Source organism: Mesorhizobium sp. L-8-3 (genome assembly GCF_016756615.1).
Classification (GTDB): domain Bacteria; phylum Pseudomonadota; class Alphaproteobacteria; order Rhizobiales; family Rhizobiaceae.
Genome location: NZ_AP023262.1, coordinates 7,864,500 through 7,881,930, shown reverse-complemented (window position 1 = coordinate 7,881,930; position 17,431 = coordinate 7,864,500). Strand labels below are relative to the sequence as shown.

The following is a 17,431-nucleotide window of genomic DNA, read 5'->3' as shown; positions in this document are numbered from 1 at the left end:
CGGCCTTCCATTGTTTTGCCGAGAGCCCTCCACGCCGTCCGACATGGAGACGCCAACTGCTCGCGTCAGATCACCACGAAGTCGGCAGCCGTCAGGTTGAGACTCGGACTGAGCGTCGCAAAGTGCACCGAGCCGCCCGCTGCGCTGCCGTTCGAATCGTAGAACAGCTTGCCCGTATCGGTTTCGTAGATGATGTGGTCGTTGGCATCTTGCGCCAGACCAGTGGTGTTCTTGACAAAATAGCCGCTCGACAGCGTGCCCGTCGCGGCCAACGCCTTGAACACCGCATTCTCCAGATGGATGACGTCGTCGACCACGGAGAAGTCGGTGATCCTGTCGACATTCGTCGCGGCGTTGAGAGCGGTGTTGAAGACGAAGGTATCCTTGCCGGCGCCGCCGATCAAGACATCGTTGCCGGCTCCGCCTTTCAGAACGTCGTTGCCGCCCAGGCCATATAGTGTGTCGTTTCCGACTGCGCCATCGAGCAGATTGGCGTTGTCGTTGCCAATGAGCCTGTCGTGGTAGCTCGACCCCTTCAGGTTTCCGATGCTCACCAGCGTATCGCCCTGGGCATGGCCGCCAGCGCCCTTGCCGGTCCTGAGGTCGACCGTCACACCGGCGTTGGAGCCGGAGTAGCTCGCCATATCGCTGCCGTCGCCGCCGTGAAGATAGTCGGCACCGGCTCCACCTACGAGGACATTGTTGCTGGCATTACCGTAGAGCTTGTCGGCAAAGCGCGATCCGACCAGGTTCCAGATGTTCAGAAGGGTGTCTCCTTGGGCGTGGCCACCAGAGCCTTTGCCCGTCAGGAGGCTTACCGTCACCCCCGCATTGGAGTCTGCGTAGCTGGCCGCATCCCCACCGCTACCACCATCGAGATAGTCGGCACCGGCCCCGCCACTGAGAAAGTCAGCGCTGGCTCCACCTTTGAGTACATTGTTGCCGGCATTGCCGTAGAGTTTGTCGGCAAAGTGCGATCCGTTGAGGTTCTCGATGTTGACGAGCGTGTCGCCCTGGGCGTGGCCGCCGGTGCCCCTGCCCGTCGCGAGATTTATGGTGACGCCCGCGTTGGATCCGGAATAGCTCGCTGTGTCTATCCCGTTGCCGCCGTCGAGATAGTCGGCGCCGGCGCCGCCATTCAGCACGTTGTTGCCTGAGTTGCCGTACAGTCTGTCCGCAAGGCCAGACCCCATAAGATTTTCAATACTGACAAGCGTTTCGTCTTGGGCATCGCCGCCCGTACCTTTCCCGGTCAACAGGCTGACGGTAACGCCGGCATTCGAGCCGGCATAGCTTGCTGCGTCGTACCCCGCGCCGCCGTCGAGATGGTCCGCACCGGCGCCGCCACGCAGCGTATCGTTGCCGGCCAGGCCGTAATATTTCTCGCTGCCGCTGTTGGAGATGCCGGTGGCAGGCATGATGTCGTGGCCCGCTGTCCCCATGATCGTCTTGACGGTCGTGCTCCCGTCGCCTGTGCCACCGGTGCTTCCGCCGCCGACGTCGTAGGGAGACTGTCCTTCCTTGAGGTAGACGTTGCCGGAAATCACGGGCGAGCTGTTGTCGATGGAGAAGTAGTCGTAGTAGCCTTTCTCCATGTAGTTGTTGGTGATCGAGACGCCGGTGATCGGGCCGCCGGAGGCACGGCCGTCGACATAGATCATGATCCCGGGATCGCCGGCGAGATAGTTGTTGTTCACCCTGACGTCCGAGATCGGCCCGAAATCGTTCTTGATGAAGATGTTCGAGGTGTCACGCGCGAACACCGTGTTGCCCTCGACCAGCACGTTGCTTTGACCGCCCTGGATGGCGATGCCGTCATAGTGGGGATCGGAGCCGGGGGCTTGCAGGTCGTGGATGAAGTTGCCCTTGACGATGCCGCCGGATCCGCCGCTGAGGCCGATGCCGTTTTCGAAGCCGTAGATGTTGTTGCCGATGAAGGTTCCGTGGCCCATGATGCCGTAGGAGCCGGCCATCTTGCCCTGGCCGTTGATTTCGCAGTTCTGCACCACGAGCCCGCTGGCACTGCCGTTGGTGTTGATGCCCTGCCAGGAGCTGGTCGTGATGCGGCAGTTCTCGATGGTAACGTTGGGCGCCATGACATAGATGTCGCCCTTGATGTCGAGGTTCTTGAGCACCGTCCCCGCCTTGGTGACGACGATCGAGCCGGACGGGGTCAGCGTTACTCCAGCGGGCACGCCGGTATTCGACGCGTCTGGGAACTTGCTTGCCATTCTTCTATCCTTTTCGTTTCACGCCCCTGACGGCGCGCGCACTACTTCTGGGTATCGTGGCTAGATCAAATTGATTAAGCCTACGCTACTGTAGTGCCTGCTAATGCATAGGCTCGTGACGTCGCAAATCAACAAAAGTGAAGGAGTGTGACGCTCTTGCAGTCGCAATTCCGCCGCAATGATGCGGGTCGCACAGAGAACGCTGAAATGATTAAGGAAATGACATCGGTGAGCGCAAAGCCGCGAGCGCGGCCCTGCCCACCGCGCGATCACAGGGGCGGTTTGTCCACGGCCGTCTGCGGGATGTATTGACGCAGCTTCATGCCGTTCCGCGGCTGGAAAGGTAAGACGGTTAGCCGCACACCGCGGCGACGTCAGACGTGCCTGGACGACACTATTTGGCGATGCCCGGGGACAGCGACGGCGCCTGGACCTCGGCACGGGCCGACGCCGCCGCGCCGTCCAGATTGAGGGGCAGGTTGTGCCGGTCCGCGACCACGTCCCGGATCAGATCGGCGTCGATCGCCGTCAGGTCGTCTGCGAAGGCGTAGACGAGGGCATAGTCGCAGATCTGGTTGATGACGCGCGGCAGGCCGCGGCTCGCCAGATGGACGAGATTGCAGGCAGCCGGGGTGAAGATCTCGCGCTCGGTTCCCGCGATCTTGAGGCGATGGGCGATGTAGCCCCGCACCGCCTCGGCGGAAAGGCCGTGGAGGTGGAACTGCGCCGAAACGCGCTGGGCGAATTGCAGCATCCGCGGCTGCCCGATGATGCGGTTGAGCTCCGGCTGGCCGACGAGGACGATCTGCAGGAGTTCGTCCTTTTCGCCGTTGACGTTGGAGAAGCAGCGGAGTTCCTCGAGCATCCGGGCGGACAGGTTCTGGGCCTCGTCGAAAACGAGGACCGTGTGGCGCCCGGCGGCAAGTTCGTCGCGCAGCAAGGTCTCGAAAAGGGCGAATAGCCGTGCATAGGGCAGCTTGGCGGCTACGTCCCGGCCGAGCGCGGAAAGCACCCAGTGGAGCAGGCCGCCGCGATGGCCGAGGGCGTTGGAGACCAGGCCGATGCGCAGGTCCCGAGGCGCGGCCCGTAGCAACTGGCGGATCAGGGTCGTCTTGCCGGCCCCGATCTCGCCCGTGATCACGGTGATCGGAGCCAAAGTCGCGATGCCGTATTCCAGCATGGCGTAGGCCTTGGTATGGTTGGCTGACCAGAACAGGAAATCCGGGTCGGGCAGCAGGCTGAACGGACGCTCGCGAAGCCCGAAATGACGGGAATAGATCTGGAAGTGGCTCGCCGTCATGAACCCATGACCCCGCCTCTCGGCATCTTGTTTCCGGTCAGTAGCCGTATTTGTCCGGTGTATAGCGGCATTTGTTCAGGACCACGCCGAGCACATTGGTCTTGTCCGCAAGCTTGCGTTCGCAGATGTCGGCCTCCCGTATCGTGGTCATCTCCGCCGCCAGCACCAGAAGCGAGCAGTCGACATTGGGGGCGAAGGCCTGCACGTCGTCGCTGCTCAGCATCGGCGGCATGTCGATGATGACGACATCGGGATCGAGCTTCTGCCTCACGCGTTTCAGCGCCTTGGCTGCATCCGAACTGGCCAGCAGCTCGGCCGAGAAACGCACCGGGCGGTTGTTGGATGCGATTGCGACATTGTCGCTGTAGCGGACGAAGACGTCCTCCACGTCCGCGCGTCCGGCGAGGAAGCTCTCCATCGATGCGGATGTCTTGGCGCCGAGCAGCTTACCGATCTGAGGCCGCCGCAGATCGAGGTCGATCAGGACCGTGCGGCATTCCTTCTGGTTGGCGAGACTGAAGGCAAGGTTGAGGCTCACGACCGATTTGCCGCAGGCCGGCGTCGGCGACGTCACTGCGAGAACCGTCCAGTTGTTCTCCCGCAGGCTCTGCAGCGCAGAAGTGCGAAGCATGTCGAAGGCGACATGGGCGGCGTCGGACCGATAGGCGGTCACGATGCGGTTGTGCGCCAGGAGCTTGGGATCGGCGACGGTCCTCGGCAGGTTTTCCCACGCCACTTCGCTGCCCAGACGCAGACATGACGAGAAGGTCTGTTCCGCCGCCTGATCCGACCCGCGCTGTTCGCGGACCTTCTGCAGTGCTGCCTGTATTCGCTCCATGGTACTCCGTTCCCTGTTGGGCGGCTTCTGGACGGCTAGACGAGATTTGCGAGGTCGATGATGCCGGGCATGGCGTCAGGCGTGAACCCGGCCATCGCCGCGCGAACCACGATCAGCGAGATCACAGTGGAGGCCCCCAGCCCGACGAGGCCGGCGAGACGCCGCCGGAGCCGGCCGGTTCGCAACTCGCCAGGACCGACGATGTAGGGGATCGTCGCGAGCGGCTGGATCTGGAGCGTCTGGGTCAGCTCGATCGGACGCCGTATGGTCTTGTTGAGCAGTTCGAGCAGGACGACGATGCCTAGGCCCAGTCCGATCGCGCCGAGGCCGCCAGCGGCCACAATGCGTTTGCGATTGGGGCTGAGCCGGTATTCCGGCGGCGTCGCCGGCTCCAGGATGGAGAACCGGACGCCTTTCGAGCGCATCTCGATCTCCTGACCGGTCGAGGCCTCGGCCAGCCGCGCCACGGCCGTATTGTATTGCGTCTGGATGTTCTGCCGGTTCCGCTCGAGCGCGGACAGAAGCGTCTCCTTGCCCGGAGTGGCCGCTATCGTCTTTGCGAGTTCTGCGAGATCAGTGGTGATGACAGGCTTCTGCTTGGCGATGTAGCGGAGCCTGTCGTCGATGTCGGCGAGTTGGAAGTCGAGCTCCGACATCGCCAGCTTGCTGCCCGAATTCCCGCTCTCGCTGTTCGCCTGCCGTTCCCGGAGGCTCTCCTGTACGGCGGCGATGCGTTTCCTGAGCGCCTGGATGTTGGGGCTCTCTTCCGAAAAGATCGCCAGCTGGTCCGACAGGGCCCGGTTCAGGTCCTGCAGCATCTGCTGCTCCGGCGTCAGGGGGCCCGATTTCGTGATGATCCCCGTCGTTTCATAGGTGCGAACGAGGTTGTTCCGCCGGCTGCGCAACTCGGCCTCCTCGCGCTCGAGCATCATCAGCCTTTCCTGCTGGGCGGCCTGCTGGCTGCGGCGGAATTCCAGGCTGTCCGGCATCGTGTCCCTGTTCTCGGTCTTGAATTTCAGCAGGTCGGCCTCGACCTTCGTCAGTTCCGTCTTGAGCCGCTCGACCTCGGCCTCGAAGAACTGTGCCGTGTCACCAGCGCGGTCGGCGCGTTGCCGGGCATTCTTGTGCAGGATGAAAGACACGATCTCATTGGCGACATCGGCGGCAAGAACCGGATTCGGCGCATCGAAGGAGATTTCCACGACGGTCACTTCCTGGGCGGGGGGCGATACCTGCTCGTAGCTGGTGCGCGCTCGCATGTCCTTGGCGATGTCGGCATCGGAGAGCCCGGCGACGTCGCTGCCATAGACATTCAGCTTTCGAGCGAGCGCGACCAGATTGTCGGTGGTGTTCGCCTGCTCCTGGACGATCTGCAACTGTTCGAGAGCCGTCGTGGGAACGGTCGACCGGGCCAGTGCCGTGGGGATCTGCGGCGCCTCCACCAGGATCTTGGAGCTGGCGCGGTAGACCTCAGGAAGGAACAGGGAGACGACAGCGGAGGCGACCACGACGACAGCAGCCGTCGCCAGGAAGTAGGGCGCGCGGCGCAGCAGTATCGACAGATAGAAGCGGAGATCCAGGTCACCCATTTTTTGAACGCTACCCGAGCCTTGGCATTTGACCGGTCTTGTCGAGCGCTCATTGTCGGGCGGCGGTCGGCCTCAGGATAGATCATCGATCGGGGGAGGCACGGACTGGGGATTTAAGCCGCCCGCTAGTCCCAATGGATTAGTTGTTGCCACCCATGCTGTAGCGCTCGGGCGCCATGGTCCGGCCGCATTCTGCGTCGTCCGGCGACGCCCTGGACCGGAAATGGTCAGGCCGCTTCGAAATCGCTGTCGATGCGGAAACGCAGGCGTCCTTGCGGGATGATGGCGTGGCCGAGAAGGATCGGCTTGCGCGCCGCGTCGCAGTCGACATAGGTCATCACCAGCACGGGCGCCTCGACTGGAATACCGAGTGCTGCCGCCTCGCGCGGGCGCGGCATGCGGCAGTCGATCCAGGTCGAGGCACGGAAGAACTCGCCGACGCCGTGCCGGGAAAGCGCCTGGGTGAAGCTGCCGCTTTCGGCGAAACTCTGCTCGATGCCGTCGAAGCGCTCGGCGTCGAACATGTGGTATCCATAGGTGGCCAGGTCGGCGCCGGCCGTGCGCACGCTTTCCGTCACCAAGAGTTCCGCGCCGGCGCCGAGGCCCAGCATGCGCGACAGTCGCGCCGTCGAAGGTCGCCGGTAGCTGTCGACCAGCCGGCCGCTCGGCCGGGCGTCGAAGCGCTTCTCCACCTCGCTCCATTTGGCATTGCGATCGAGCCTGTATTCGAAGGGCTCCCCGGCGACGAAGACGCCGCGCCCCTTGTGCGCGGTCACGATGCCGCGCCCGGCAAGCTTGGCAAGGGCCATGCGCACCGTGTGCCGGTTGACGCCATAAAGGCCGACGAGCTCATGCTCGCTGGGCAGCCTGTCGCCGGGTCCGTAGAGCCCGGTCTGAATGTCCACCTCGATATCCGTCTCGATCTGGCGCCAGACCGCGACGCCGGCGCCGCGCCGAAGTGCGGGTCTCTCGTTCGAGGCCTTGTCCATGCCGCTGCGCCCTCTGTGGATCGTCACAAAACGATCATGTGCCCGTTACGCGTCCGATACACAACTTGTCTAGATGATCTCGACAGGTCAAGACGAAAAACGGAGCCGGGATTTGCTCGACTATGCCACCAGCCGGATGCTCAGGATGGGCATCACCGTCTTCGCGATCGTGACCGCCGTCTTCTTCGCAACGCGGGTCTCCGGCAACGCCGTCGACTTCATCGCCGGCGAGGGACTGGGCGCCGAGGACCGGCAGCGCATGATCGATTATTTCGGCCTGTCGCAGCCGATCTGGGTCCAGTACGGCCGCTTCCTCTATGCCTTCGTCGACGGCAATTTCGGCATCTCGCTCGTCGAACGCCGGCCGGTGGTGACGATCATGGCCGAGCGCATCATGCCCTCCCTCCAGTTGATCGGCAGCGCGTTGCTGGTGACCTTCCTGGTCGGCATACCCGCCGGCGTGCTGGCCGCGGTCTATCGCAAGTCGTGGATCGGCAGCGGCATCATGACCGTCGCCTTTCTCGGCTACGCCGTGCCGAACTTCATCCTCGCCATCTTCCTGCTGCTGATCTTCTCATTCTGGCTGGGCTGGCTCCCGTCGACCGGCAACGCCACCCTGGCCAACTATGTCATGCCCGTCCTGGCGCTGTCGGCCTTCTACATTGCCGGTCTGACGCGCTTCACCCGCAACGCCATGCTCGACGTGCTGAGCCAGGATTATCTGCGCACCGCGCGGTCGAAGGGGCTGCGTGAGCGCAAGGTCATTTTCAAGCATGCGCTGCGCAACGCCTTGATCACCATATTGTCGGTCGTCGGACTTCAGGTCGCGGCCCTCGTGGCCGCGGGCAATGTCGTGGTCGAGACTGTCTTCGCCTGGCGCGGCATGGGCGAACTGCTCGTCTCGGCCGCGCTCAGCCGCGACTATCCCGTTCTGCAGTTCGGCGTGTTGTGCGTGGCGGTGGTCGTGATCGTCGTCAATCTCGTCGTCGACATCGCCTATGGGCTCGCCGATCCGCGCGTGCGCCTGGCAAAGGTCTGAGAGGCAGCCGGCATGACGGACACCACAGCCGATCGTCCTGTTGCCCGCGCCGGACGGACGCCGCGATACCTCGCGGCGCTCCGGGAATTCTGGTCCGAAGCGGACTGGATCATGCGGCTCTCGCTGCTGCTGGCACTCGCGCTTGTTGTCTGCGCCGTTGCGGCGCCGCTGATCGCCCCGTTCGATCCGAACGCCCAGAGCCTGCTATCTCGGCTGCGTCCGCCGGTCGGCTTCGAACGCGCCCGGCCCGACTACCTGCTCGGCACCGACGAGCTCGGCCGGGATATCCTGTCGCGCTGCCTCTACGGGCTGCGGCTCACCCTCTCCGTCGCCTTTCTCGGCGCGATGATCGGCCTCCTCCTCGGCGGTTCGCTCGGGCTTCTGTCCGGACTGGCCGGCGGTCTCGTCGACGACCTGATCATGGGGCTGGTCGATATCCAGATCGCCGTGCCCTTCACCTTGATAGCGCTTCTTGCCGTGGCGCTGTTCGGCGGCGATCTGCAGGTGCTGATCGTCGTGCTCGGCATCGCCTACTGGGAGCAGTATGCGCGCATCGTGCGTGGTGAGGTGGTCAAGCTGCGCGGCATGCCCTTCATCGAGGCCGCCCTTGCCGCCGGCGCCGGCGATGCCCGGATCGCGCTCCGCCACGTCGTGCCGAACATCGTCTCGCCCGTCGTGGTGATGTTCACGCTCAACTTCTCCAACATCGTGCTCCTGGAATCGACGCTCTCCTTTCTTGGGCTCGGCCTGCGCCCGCCGGCCGCCACGCTCGGCTCGATGGTGGGCATGGGGCGAGACTACATTCCCTCGGCACCCTGGGTCGTCGCCGCGCCGGCACTGCTCATCGTCATGATCACCTTCGTCGTCCAGATGCTGGGAGACTTCCTGCGCGACCGCACCGACGTGCGGCTGCGTGATCGCTGAAACCGGAAGAAGAGGCGGGACGAACCGCCCGGCCAATGAAATCGACAACCCTCGAAAGGAAGCACACATGCTCCGCAAGGCACTGCTCGCCGCCGTCGCCGCGCTTCTGCCCGGAACTGCCGGCGCCATCGAACTCAAGGTCGGCTCGGCCAATATGGCGCCCTATCTCGATCCCGGCCGCGACCATTCCAATGTCGGGTCGCAATTCTACTACAACAGCTTCGACGTGCTCATCGAGCGCGACTACGCCTCGTCCGAACCGAAGTTCAAGCCCGGGCTGGCGCTCTCCTGGCAGCTGGTCGAGCCGACCGTCATGGAGTTCAAACTGCGCGAGGGCGTCACCTTCCACAATGGCGAGGCGATGACGGCCGACGACGTGGTCTTTTCCTTCAACCGCATGTTCCAGTCGAGCTTCCCGCCCTACCAGGTGCGCGCCAAGGACCGGCTCGGAAATTTCGACAAGGCGGAAAAGGTCGACGACTTCACGCTGCGCGTCCATGTCAAGCGGCCGGAGCCTCTGTGGGAGACGCTCATCAACATGCAGCAGCTCATGGTCATCCCCGAGGACTACACCAAGGGCCTGACCGGCGATCCGAAACTCGCCGAGCACAGCGACTATGAAGCCTTCTCGCTCGCTCCGGTCGGCACCGGCCCATACAGGATCGCCGAGTTCATCCCGGGCGAGAGGCTCGTCTGGCAGCGCCACGATGCCTTCTGGGGAGAGCCCGCGCCGCTCGACAAGGTGACTGTGCTGAAGGTGCCCGAAATGGCGAGCCGCATCACCGCGCTGAAAAACAGCGAGGTCGACGTCATCACCAACGTGCCCCCGGACCAGCTCTCCACGATCGAGGCCGACCAGAACCTCAAGGTGGAGGGCATGGTGACGCCGCTCTTTCACGTCCTCATCTTCAACACGCAGAACGAGAAGATGAAGGACCCGAAGTTCCGCCGCGCCCTTTCGCTGGCGGTCGACCGCGACACGCTGAACGAGGCCCTCTGGCTCGGCAAGGCCGTGGTGCCTTCGAGCCACACCTACCCGCAGTTCGGCCCCCTCTATATGCCGGAGCTGAAGACCTTCGAATATGATCCCGAAGAGGCGAAGAAGCTGCTTGCCGAGAGCGGCTACAAGGGCGAAGAGATCCGCTTCGACACTTCGGCGGTCTACTACACCAACGGGCTTCTGGCCGCCCAGGCGATCCAGGAGATGTGGGCCGGCATCGGCGTGAAGCTCGCCATCAATGTCGACGACAAATGGACCGGCAACGACCCGACCATGAATGTGCGCAACTGGTCGAACCCGCTCTATTTCGCCGATCCCTTCGGTTCCTTCGGCGTCATGTGGGCGCCGGGCGGTCCGTCGGAAGGCGAGGGGCGTTTCAAGCCGGATGCCGACTATGCCGCAGCCTGGGAGAAATTCCGTTTCTCCGACAGTCTGGAAGATCGCCGCGCTGCCTATGCCGACCTGATGGAGCGCATCAGAAAGGACCCGCCCTTCCTGGTCCTCTACCAGCCCTATGAATCCTGGGGGCTGCGCAAATCAGTCAACTGGGCGCCGAAGCCGGGGCACATTCCCTACGTGCTCGACTTCCGCGCCGGCTCGATCGATTTCGCCGCCAACTGACCCCGATGCGCGGCCGGACAGCCCTCCGCATCGGCCCGAAAATCGTACACGATTCTCGGAAAGCCCGATGCGTCGATTCAAAGCGCTAGAGCGTCCTTTGCGCGTCCAGATGGACGCGCGGCGCTCTAGGGCTGTCCGGCCGTGCCTTTGCTTCCCGTTACGAGGATACCATGACCGCGCTCAGACTTTGCCTGGTTGCCGACATCCATCACGGCCAGGACAGCTTCACCAAGAAGGGATCGGCCGCGCTCGACCTGCTCGCCGGCTTCACCGCCTTCGCCAATGACGTCCGCCCCGACGCCGTCATCGATCTCGGCGACCGCATCTCGGATGTCGACACGGCCACGGACAGGCTCCTGGAGCGGGAGGTCGCCGAGGTCTTCCGCGCGATCGAGGCGCCGGTCCACCACATCTGCGGCAATCACGACCGCGACCATCTCACCGTGGCGGAAAATGCCGAGATCCTGGGCCAGCCGCTCGTCAACCAGACGATCGACCTCGGCGACTGGACCCTCGTGCTGTGGCGCGCCGATTCCAGGATCCATCGCCCCGGCGGCTTTGTGCTCACCGAGGCCGACCTCCTGTGGCTCGCTGGCGTCGTGCGCCAGGCGACGAAGCCGCTCGCCATCTTCAGCCATGTACCCATTTCCGGCCACTCCCAGGCAGGCAACTACTATTTTGAACGCAATCCCGAAGCCTCCACCTATCCCGGCGGCGCCGAACGTGTGCGCGCCATCCTCGCCACGGCACGGGTCCCGGTCTGCTGCTTTGCCGGCCATGTCCACTGGAACACGCTCACCATGGTCGGCGGCCAGCCGCATTTCACGCTGCAGTCGCTCACCGAGACCTTCACCACCCATCCGGAGCCGGCCGGCGCCTGGGCCCTGCTGGAACTTTCCGACAGGATCGGCTGGACGGTCCATGGCAAGGACAGTTTTCGCGCCGAGCTTTCGGCGGCGGAAACCGCGCGCCGCTGGATCACGCCGCTGCCGCCTTTTCACGAGCATCCCGAGATCCGGCAACGGCTCGTTGCCCAGGCGGCGGAATAGCGTCATGGTCGCCGTGCCGTTGCTCGATGTCCGCAACCTGACGGTCGGCTTCCGCTCGCGCCGGCACAGCCGTCTCGCGGTGCGCGACCTGTCTTTCTCGGTCGCGCCGGGCGAGGTGCTCGCCATCGTAGGCGAGTCCGGTTCCGGCAAGTCGGTGACGGCATTGTCGCTGATGCGGCTGATCGAGCGCGAGGGCGGACGCATCGAGAGCGGTTCGATCCGCTTCCGCCGGCATGGCGACGACGTGATCGACCTCGCGGGCCTCGACGAGCGCCACATGCGGGCGATCCGCGGCAATCTCATGTCGATGGTCTTCCAGGAGCCGATGACCTCGCTCAATCCGGTGCTCACCATCGGCGACCAGCTCATGGAGACGCTGATCGAGCACCGCCGCCTTGGTTTCGGCGAAGCGCGCCGGCTCGCCGTCGGGATGCTGGAACGGGTCCGGATCTCCGACCCCGAGCGTCGCATCGGGCAGTATCCGCACGAGCTGTCGGGCGGCATGCGGCAGCGCGTGATGATTGCGATCGCGCTCGCCTGCGCGCCGAAGCTACTGATCGCCGACGAACCGACGACCGCGCTCGACGTGACCATCCAGGCGGGTATCCTCGACCTGATCCGCACCCTGCGCGAGGACACGGGAACGGCCGTCATCTTCATCACCCATGATATGGGCGTCGTGGCCGAACTCGCCGACCGCGTCGTCGTCATGCGCGACGGCGAGCGGGTCGAGACTGCACCGACGCGCGAGCTCTTCGCGCGGCCGCAGGCGGCCTATACGAGGGCGCTTCTCGATGCCGTGCCGAGGCTCGGCTCAGGCGCGCCGGTGTATGCCGCGCCTGCCCTGCAGATGGAGGCGGTTGCGCCGCCGCCCGTTCTGGAGGTGGAGAATCTCGTCACGCGTTTTCCCGTGCGCAAGGGGCCTTTCCGGCGGCTGGTCGCCGAGGTTCATGCGGTCGACAACGTCAGCCTGCACCTTGATCGGGGCGAGACGCTCGGACTGGTCGGCGAGTCCGGCTCCGGCAAGTCGACCATCGGCCGGTCGATCCTGAAGCTGGTCGAGCCGACATCCGGTCGTATCGTGGTCGGCGGGCGCGACGTGACCAGGCTCGGCCGCGACGCGATGCGGCCGGTCCGGCGCTCGCTCCAGATGGTCTTCCAGGACCCCTATGCCAGCCTCGATCCGCGCATGTCGATCGCCGACCTCGTCACCGAGCCGCTGGCCATCCACAGCGACATGCGGCGGGCTGAGCGCCGCGAACGCGCCGTGGAACTGCTGCGCCGCGTCGGTCTCGACCCCGACAGCCTCGATCGTTTCCCGCACCAATTCTCAGGCGGCCAGCGCCAGCGGATCTGCATCGCCCGAGCGCTGTCGTCGCGTCCCGACATCATCGTCGCCGACGAGCCCGTTTCGGCCCTCGACGTGTCCGTCCAGGCCCGCGTGATCGAACTCCTGCGCGAACTCCAGCAGGAATACGGCATCGCCTATCTCTTCATCTCCCATGATCTCGCCGTGGTCGAGAGGATGAGCCATCGCGTCGCCGTGCTCGACCAGGGGCGCATCGTCGAGACCGGCCCGACCGGCCTCGTGCTCGCGGACCCGAAGCATGCCTATACGAAGGAACTGGTCGCTGCCGTTCCGGTCGCCGACCCGGCCCGCGGCCGCCGGTTGCTTATGCCGGTCCCCCAACGCAAGAGCCCGGTACGCCCGCTCGGCTGGGAACCGCCGGTGCAACGATACGTCAGCCTTGCCGGCGAGCGCCTCGTGGCCGCAGATTGAACTAAGGGGGGGCTGACGGAACCAGCGGGCAGCCGGCGCGAAGCACGACGTTGATGTTCCCGTTGTTCAACCTATATGACGCAGTCGCATGAAACCAATCCGTTTCAAATTTGCCCCTGCCAAGGCTCTGGCCGCGCTGCACTGGATCATTTCCGAGCAACCCGGGATCGACCTGCACCCAATACTGAAGGCTTGCTACTTTGCCGACAAGAGCCATCTGAACGCCTTCGGCCGACCGATCTTCGGTGCAACCTACAAGGCCATGAAATTCGGCCCGGTGCCGCTGGAGATTTACGTGATGCTGAAGAGCGAGCCGCTTTGGCTTGCGGAGTTGGGCATCGAGCAGGTCCCATGGCAGCTCGACGGTTATCACTTACGTCTCACCGGGAACCAGGAGCCGGATATCGGCGCGCTCTCGGAAAGCAACATGGAGCATCTGGGGGCAGCGTTGCGCGCGTCGCGAACGATGACGTTTCAATGAGCGTACCGCTGCCACGCATGGTCCGGATTGGCAACGCGCCAATCTTGGCATCATGCGGTACGAGGACATGATCGACGAGACGGAGTACCGTGACGCCCTCGTCGAAGACCTGCGCGAGACAGCGTACCTGATGCGCATGTGATGGCATGGCCGTCGCCGCGTTGGACGTTAACCGCATTTTTGACCAGACGACGAACCCGCCAAAGCCAAAAATGGTCGTGTGTGTGGAGCCGGCCGAGAGCTGGTTTTCCGAATCAACTCAGGGCCGCGTTTCAGGCCGAACTTCCCGTTGCCGCGAGAACCACATCATCGAGGATTCCTGGGCTATGACAGCTTTGTCGAATGCAACATTCTCGAACTCAGCGAGCACGACATCCGCGACGCCCTGAACAAACGCGGCGGTTTATCGGGCGCGTTCGCGAATCCCACAAAGCAGAGATCGTCCATTGGTCGAGCCGGGCGCCCGACATTACCCATGATGAAAAGATCAAGATCGCCGCTGCCATGCGGTGAGCCTCACTCCGCAGCAACCGCCTTGTCCGCCGAGCGGATCGCCCTCCAGACCTTCTCGGGTGTCGCCGGCATGTCGACATGGCTCACGCCATAGTCACGCAGCGCGTCGCAGATCGCGTTGATCACCGCGGCCGGGCCGGAGATCGCCGAGGCTTCGCCGCAGCCCTTCGCGCCGATCGGGTTGGTGGTGCAGATGGTCTCCATCGCCTCCATCTCGATATCGGGAATGTCGCGTGCCCGCGGCATTGCGTAGTCCATGAAGGAGCCCGTCAGAAGCTGACCGCTTCCAGGCTCGTATTCGCAACTTTCCATCAGCGCCTGGCCGATCGCCTGTGCCGCGCCGCCATGGATCTGGCCGGCAACGATCAGCGGGTTGACGATGCGTCCGAAATCATCGACCGCCAGATAGCGGCAGATCGACGTCATGCCGGTGTCGGGATCGACCTCGACCTCCACGATGTGGCAGCCATAGGGGAAGGTGAAGGCTTCGGGGTCGAAATAGGAAGTCTCGTCGAGACCCGGTTCCAGGCCGGCAGGGTAGTCGACCGGTGCATAGGCACGTTGCGCCACCTCGGCGAACGTCTTGGCGAGATTGGTACCGCTGGCGCGGAAGATGCCGTCGCTCACTTCGATGACGGCCACATCGACGCCGAGCATATGGGCGGCGATCCTCTTCATCTTGGCGACGACCTTGTCGGTGCATATCGCCAGCGCGCTGCCGCCGACCGAGAGAGAACGCGACCCGTAGGTCCCGACGCCATAGGCCATGCGGCCGGTGTCGCCATGGATGATCTCGATCCGGGCGGGGTCGATACCGATCTTCTCCGCGACGATCTGGGCGAAGGCCGTTTCGTGCCCCTGTCCATGCGAATGGCTTCCGGTCAGAACCGTGATGCCGCCCGTCGGGCTGATGCGCACCGTCGCCACTTCATAATAGCCCGCGGTGAAGCCCTGCTCGATCAGCAGCTTGGAGGGTCCCATGCCGCAGGATTCCAGATAGAAGGAGACGCCGAGGCCGCGCAGCAGGCCCTTCTTCGCCGATGCCGCCTTGCGTTCGGTGAAGCCGTCGAGATCGGCCGCTTCGCGTGTCCTGTCGAGCAGGGCCGGCAGGTCGCCGGAGTCATAGGTATGCAGGAACGGCGTCTTGTAGGGGATCGCTTCGGGCGGGATGGCGTTACGACGCCGGATCTCGAACGGATCCTGGCCCAGTTGCCGCGCGGCCTGCTCTACGATCCGCTCCATCACATAGGTCATCTCGGGACGTCCGGCGCCGCGATAGGCATCGACCGGCGTCGTGTTGGTGAACACGCCCTGGACGTGGATATAGATGTCGCGCACCGAATAGGGCCCTGGGAACGGATTGCCGTAGAAGAAGGTCGGGATCGACGGGCCGAAGGTCGAAAGATAGGCGCCGAGATTGGCGATCGTGTGCACCTTCAGCGCCACGAATGTGCCGTCCGCGTCGAGGCCGAGGCTCACCTTCGTCAGATGGTCCCGCGCATAGGTGTCGACCAGGAACGCCTCCGAGCGTGATGCCTCCCAGCGCACCGGCCGGCGCAGCCGCCTGGCCGCGAACAGCACGAGCACCTCTTCGGCATAGTGGTAGATCTTCATGCCGAAGCCGCCGCCGACATCGGGCGATATCACGCGGATGCGCTCTTCCGGGATCTTGAGGGTGCTCGCCGATAGGCAGACGCGGATCGAATGCGGGTTCTGTGTCGAGGTGTAGAGCGTATATTCGTCGCGCCCGGCATCGTAGAGCCCGAGCGTGTTGCGGGTCTCCATCGGGCTGGCGTTCACGCGGTTCTGCACGAGGTCGAGCTCGACCACATGCGCCGCCCCGGCCATCGCGGTATCGGCCGCCTTTTCGTCGCCGAGCCCCCAGTCGAAGCACTGGTTGTCGGTCAGTTCGGGCCGCACGCGCGCCGCATCCTTCGTCAGCACGCCGACAAGGCTCGTCTGCGAGGGCAGCGCTTCGTAGACGACCTCGATCGCCTCCGCCGCTGACTGGGCATCGGCGAGGGTCTCGGCCACGATCGCGGCGACCTGGTCGCCGACATGCAGGACGCGGTTCGTGGCGATGACGGGATGGTGCGGGAAGACCATCGGGGTGCCGTCCCGGTTGGTGACGGGATAGGCGCAGGGCAGGCCGCCGATGTCGGCCTTCTCGATGTCCTCGCCCGTGATGATATCGAGCACGCCGGGCATGTCGCGGGCTGCCCGGATGTCGATCGACACGATCCTCGCATTGGCGTGCGGCGAGCGCAGCACGTAGAGGGCCGCTGCGTCGATGTCGACATCGCCGACATATTGACCCTGGCCGGTGATGAAGCGGCCGTCCTCCTTGCGCCGCAGCGGCTTGCCGATCCAGTTCATGGGCTTGGCCCCTCCAGTCCTGAAAGGTTCAAAGGGAGGGAGGCCGGCGGAGAGGCCGCCCGGCTCTCTCCACCGTGGTTCGGTTCGTCAGCGGTTCCGCAGGCCCTGCCATGCCAGCGGCAGCAGCGCCGCTGCCAGCGCCAGCTTGACGAGATCGCCGAGCAGGAAGGGCGTCAGCCCCCAGGCCAGCACCGGCTTGTCCCAGCCGACGACGGCGCCCAGCCAGGCGAGGCCCGGCACGTAGATGAGCACGTTGCCGGCGAGCATGGCGAGCGCGGTCGTCGAGGCGCGCCGGTCCCAGCCGCGCTCGGCGAGGAAACCGCAGGCGGCCGCTGCGGCGAGATAGCCGATGAGATAACCTCCGGTCGGCCCGGCCATATAGGCGAGGCCTATGCCCTTCTCCGGGGTTCCGGCGAAGACGGGCAGGCCGAGCGCGCCTTACAGGAGATAAAGCCCGACGGTCGCCGTGCCGAGGCGCGGGCCGAAGGCCATGCCGATGACGAGCACCATGAAGGTCTGCATGGTAAGCGGCACCGGATAGAACGGAATCTGGATCTTCGCCGAGGCCCAGAGAGCCAGCGAGCCGCCGATAGCGAGCAGCACCTGGCGCACTCGGCTGGACTGGCCGCGGAACAAGCGGTCGGCGAGCGTCGGATGGAGGACGGCGGTTGACATTTCGTTTCCCCTTTCGATGGTGTTGG

12 protein-coding genes and 1 pseudogene are annotated in these 17,431 nt (G+C 64.5%); 6 read left to right on the top strand and 7 right to left on the bottom strand.

Going from position 1 to position 17,431, the window contains the following annotated elements:
- Positions 1-65 precede the first annotated feature (65 nt).
- The 5 genes from JN302_RS36310 to phnF all read right to left on the bottom strand — a co-directional run bounded on the left by JN302_RS36310 (position 66) and on the right by phnF (position 6,974).
- On the bottom strand, positions 66-2,231 hold the full coding sequence (locus tag JN302_RS36310) for a calcium-binding protein (RefSeq protein WP_202330817.1): 2,166 nt from the start codon (positions 2,229-2,231) through the stop codon (positions 66-68).
- 394 nt (positions 2,232-2,625) lie between these two features.
- Complete coding sequence (locus tag JN302_RS36305) at positions 2,626-3,531, bottom strand: ExeA family protein (protein ID WP_202330816.1); 906 nt, start codon at positions 3,529-3,531, stop codon at positions 2,626-2,628.
- A 37-nt stretch (positions 3,532-3,568) separates the two neighbouring features.
- A complete protein-coding gene (locus JN302_RS36300) occupies positions 3,569-4,369 on the bottom strand; it encodes a CpsD/CapB family tyrosine-protein kinase (protein ID WP_202309135.1) in 801 nt (266 codons plus the stop codon).
- A 35-nt stretch (positions 4,370-4,404) separates the two neighbouring features.
- Positions 4,405-5,958, bottom strand: a complete 1,554-nt coding sequence (locus tag JN302_RS36295; RefSeq protein WP_202309134.1) for a GumC family protein — start codon at positions 5,956-5,958, stop codon at positions 4,405-4,407.
- A 227-nt stretch (positions 5,959-6,185) separates the two neighbouring features.
- Positions 6,186-6,974, bottom strand: a complete 789-nt coding sequence (gene phnF / locus JN302_RS36290; protein ID WP_210382575.1) for a phosphonate metabolism transcriptional regulator PhnF — start codon at positions 6,972-6,974, stop codon at positions 6,186-6,188.
- 85 nt (positions 6,975-7,059) lie between these two features.
- Here phnF and JN302_RS36285 point away from each other — a divergent pair, with 85 nt between their 5' ends.
- The 6 genes from JN302_RS36285 to JN302_RS36260 all read left to right on the top strand — a co-directional run bounded on the left by JN302_RS36285 (position 7,060) and on the right by JN302_RS36260 (position 13,841).
- Complete coding sequence (locus JN302_RS36285; protein WP_244846112.1) at positions 7,060-7,986, top strand: ABC transporter permease; 927 nt, start codon at positions 7,060-7,062, stop codon at positions 7,984-7,986.
- A gap of 12 nt (positions 7,987-7,998) precedes the next feature.
- Positions 7,999-8,910: an ABC transporter permease gene (locus JN302_RS36280; RefSeq protein ID WP_202330814.1), complete on the top strand. Its 912-nt coding sequence runs from the start codon at positions 7,999-8,001 to the stop codon at positions 8,908-8,910.
- 67 nt (positions 8,911-8,977) lie between these two features.
- A complete protein-coding gene (locus tag JN302_RS36275; protein WP_202330813.1) occupies positions 8,978-10,531 on the top strand; it encodes an ABC transporter substrate-binding protein in 1,554 nt (517 codons plus the stop codon).
- A gap of 170 nt (positions 10,532-10,701) precedes the next feature.
- Positions 10,702-11,580 carry a metallophosphoesterase family protein gene (locus JN302_RS36270; RefSeq protein WP_202309129.1) on the top strand — a complete coding sequence of 293 codons (879 nt, stop codon included), beginning with the start codon at positions 10,702-10,704 and terminating at the stop codon, positions 11,578-11,580.
- A 4-nt stretch (positions 11,581-11,584) separates the two neighbouring features.
- A complete protein-coding gene (locus JN302_RS36265) occupies positions 11,585-13,360 on the top strand; it encodes an ABC transporter ATP-binding protein (RefSeq protein ID WP_202330812.1) in 1,776 nt (591 codons plus the stop codon).
- 88 nt (positions 13,361-13,448) lie between these two features.
- A complete protein-coding gene (locus JN302_RS36260) occupies positions 13,449-13,841 on the top strand; it encodes a Panacea domain-containing protein (RefSeq protein WP_202330811.1) in 393 nt (130 codons plus the stop codon).
- A gap of 516 nt (positions 13,842-14,357) precedes the next feature.
- Here JN302_RS36260 and JN302_RS36255 read toward each other — a convergent pair.
- Both JN302_RS36255 and JN302_RS36250 read right to left on the bottom strand, forming a co-directional pair.
- Complete coding sequence (locus JN302_RS36255) at positions 14,358-16,730, bottom strand: xanthine dehydrogenase family protein molybdopterin-binding subunit (RefSeq protein ID WP_202330810.1); 2,373 nt, start codon at positions 16,728-16,730, stop codon at positions 14,358-14,360.
- Between the two features lie 87 nt (positions 16,731-16,817).
- Positions 16,818-17,405, bottom strand: a pseudogene (locus JN302_RS36250) (biotin transporter BioY).
- Positions 17,406-17,431 lie beyond the last annotated feature (26 nt).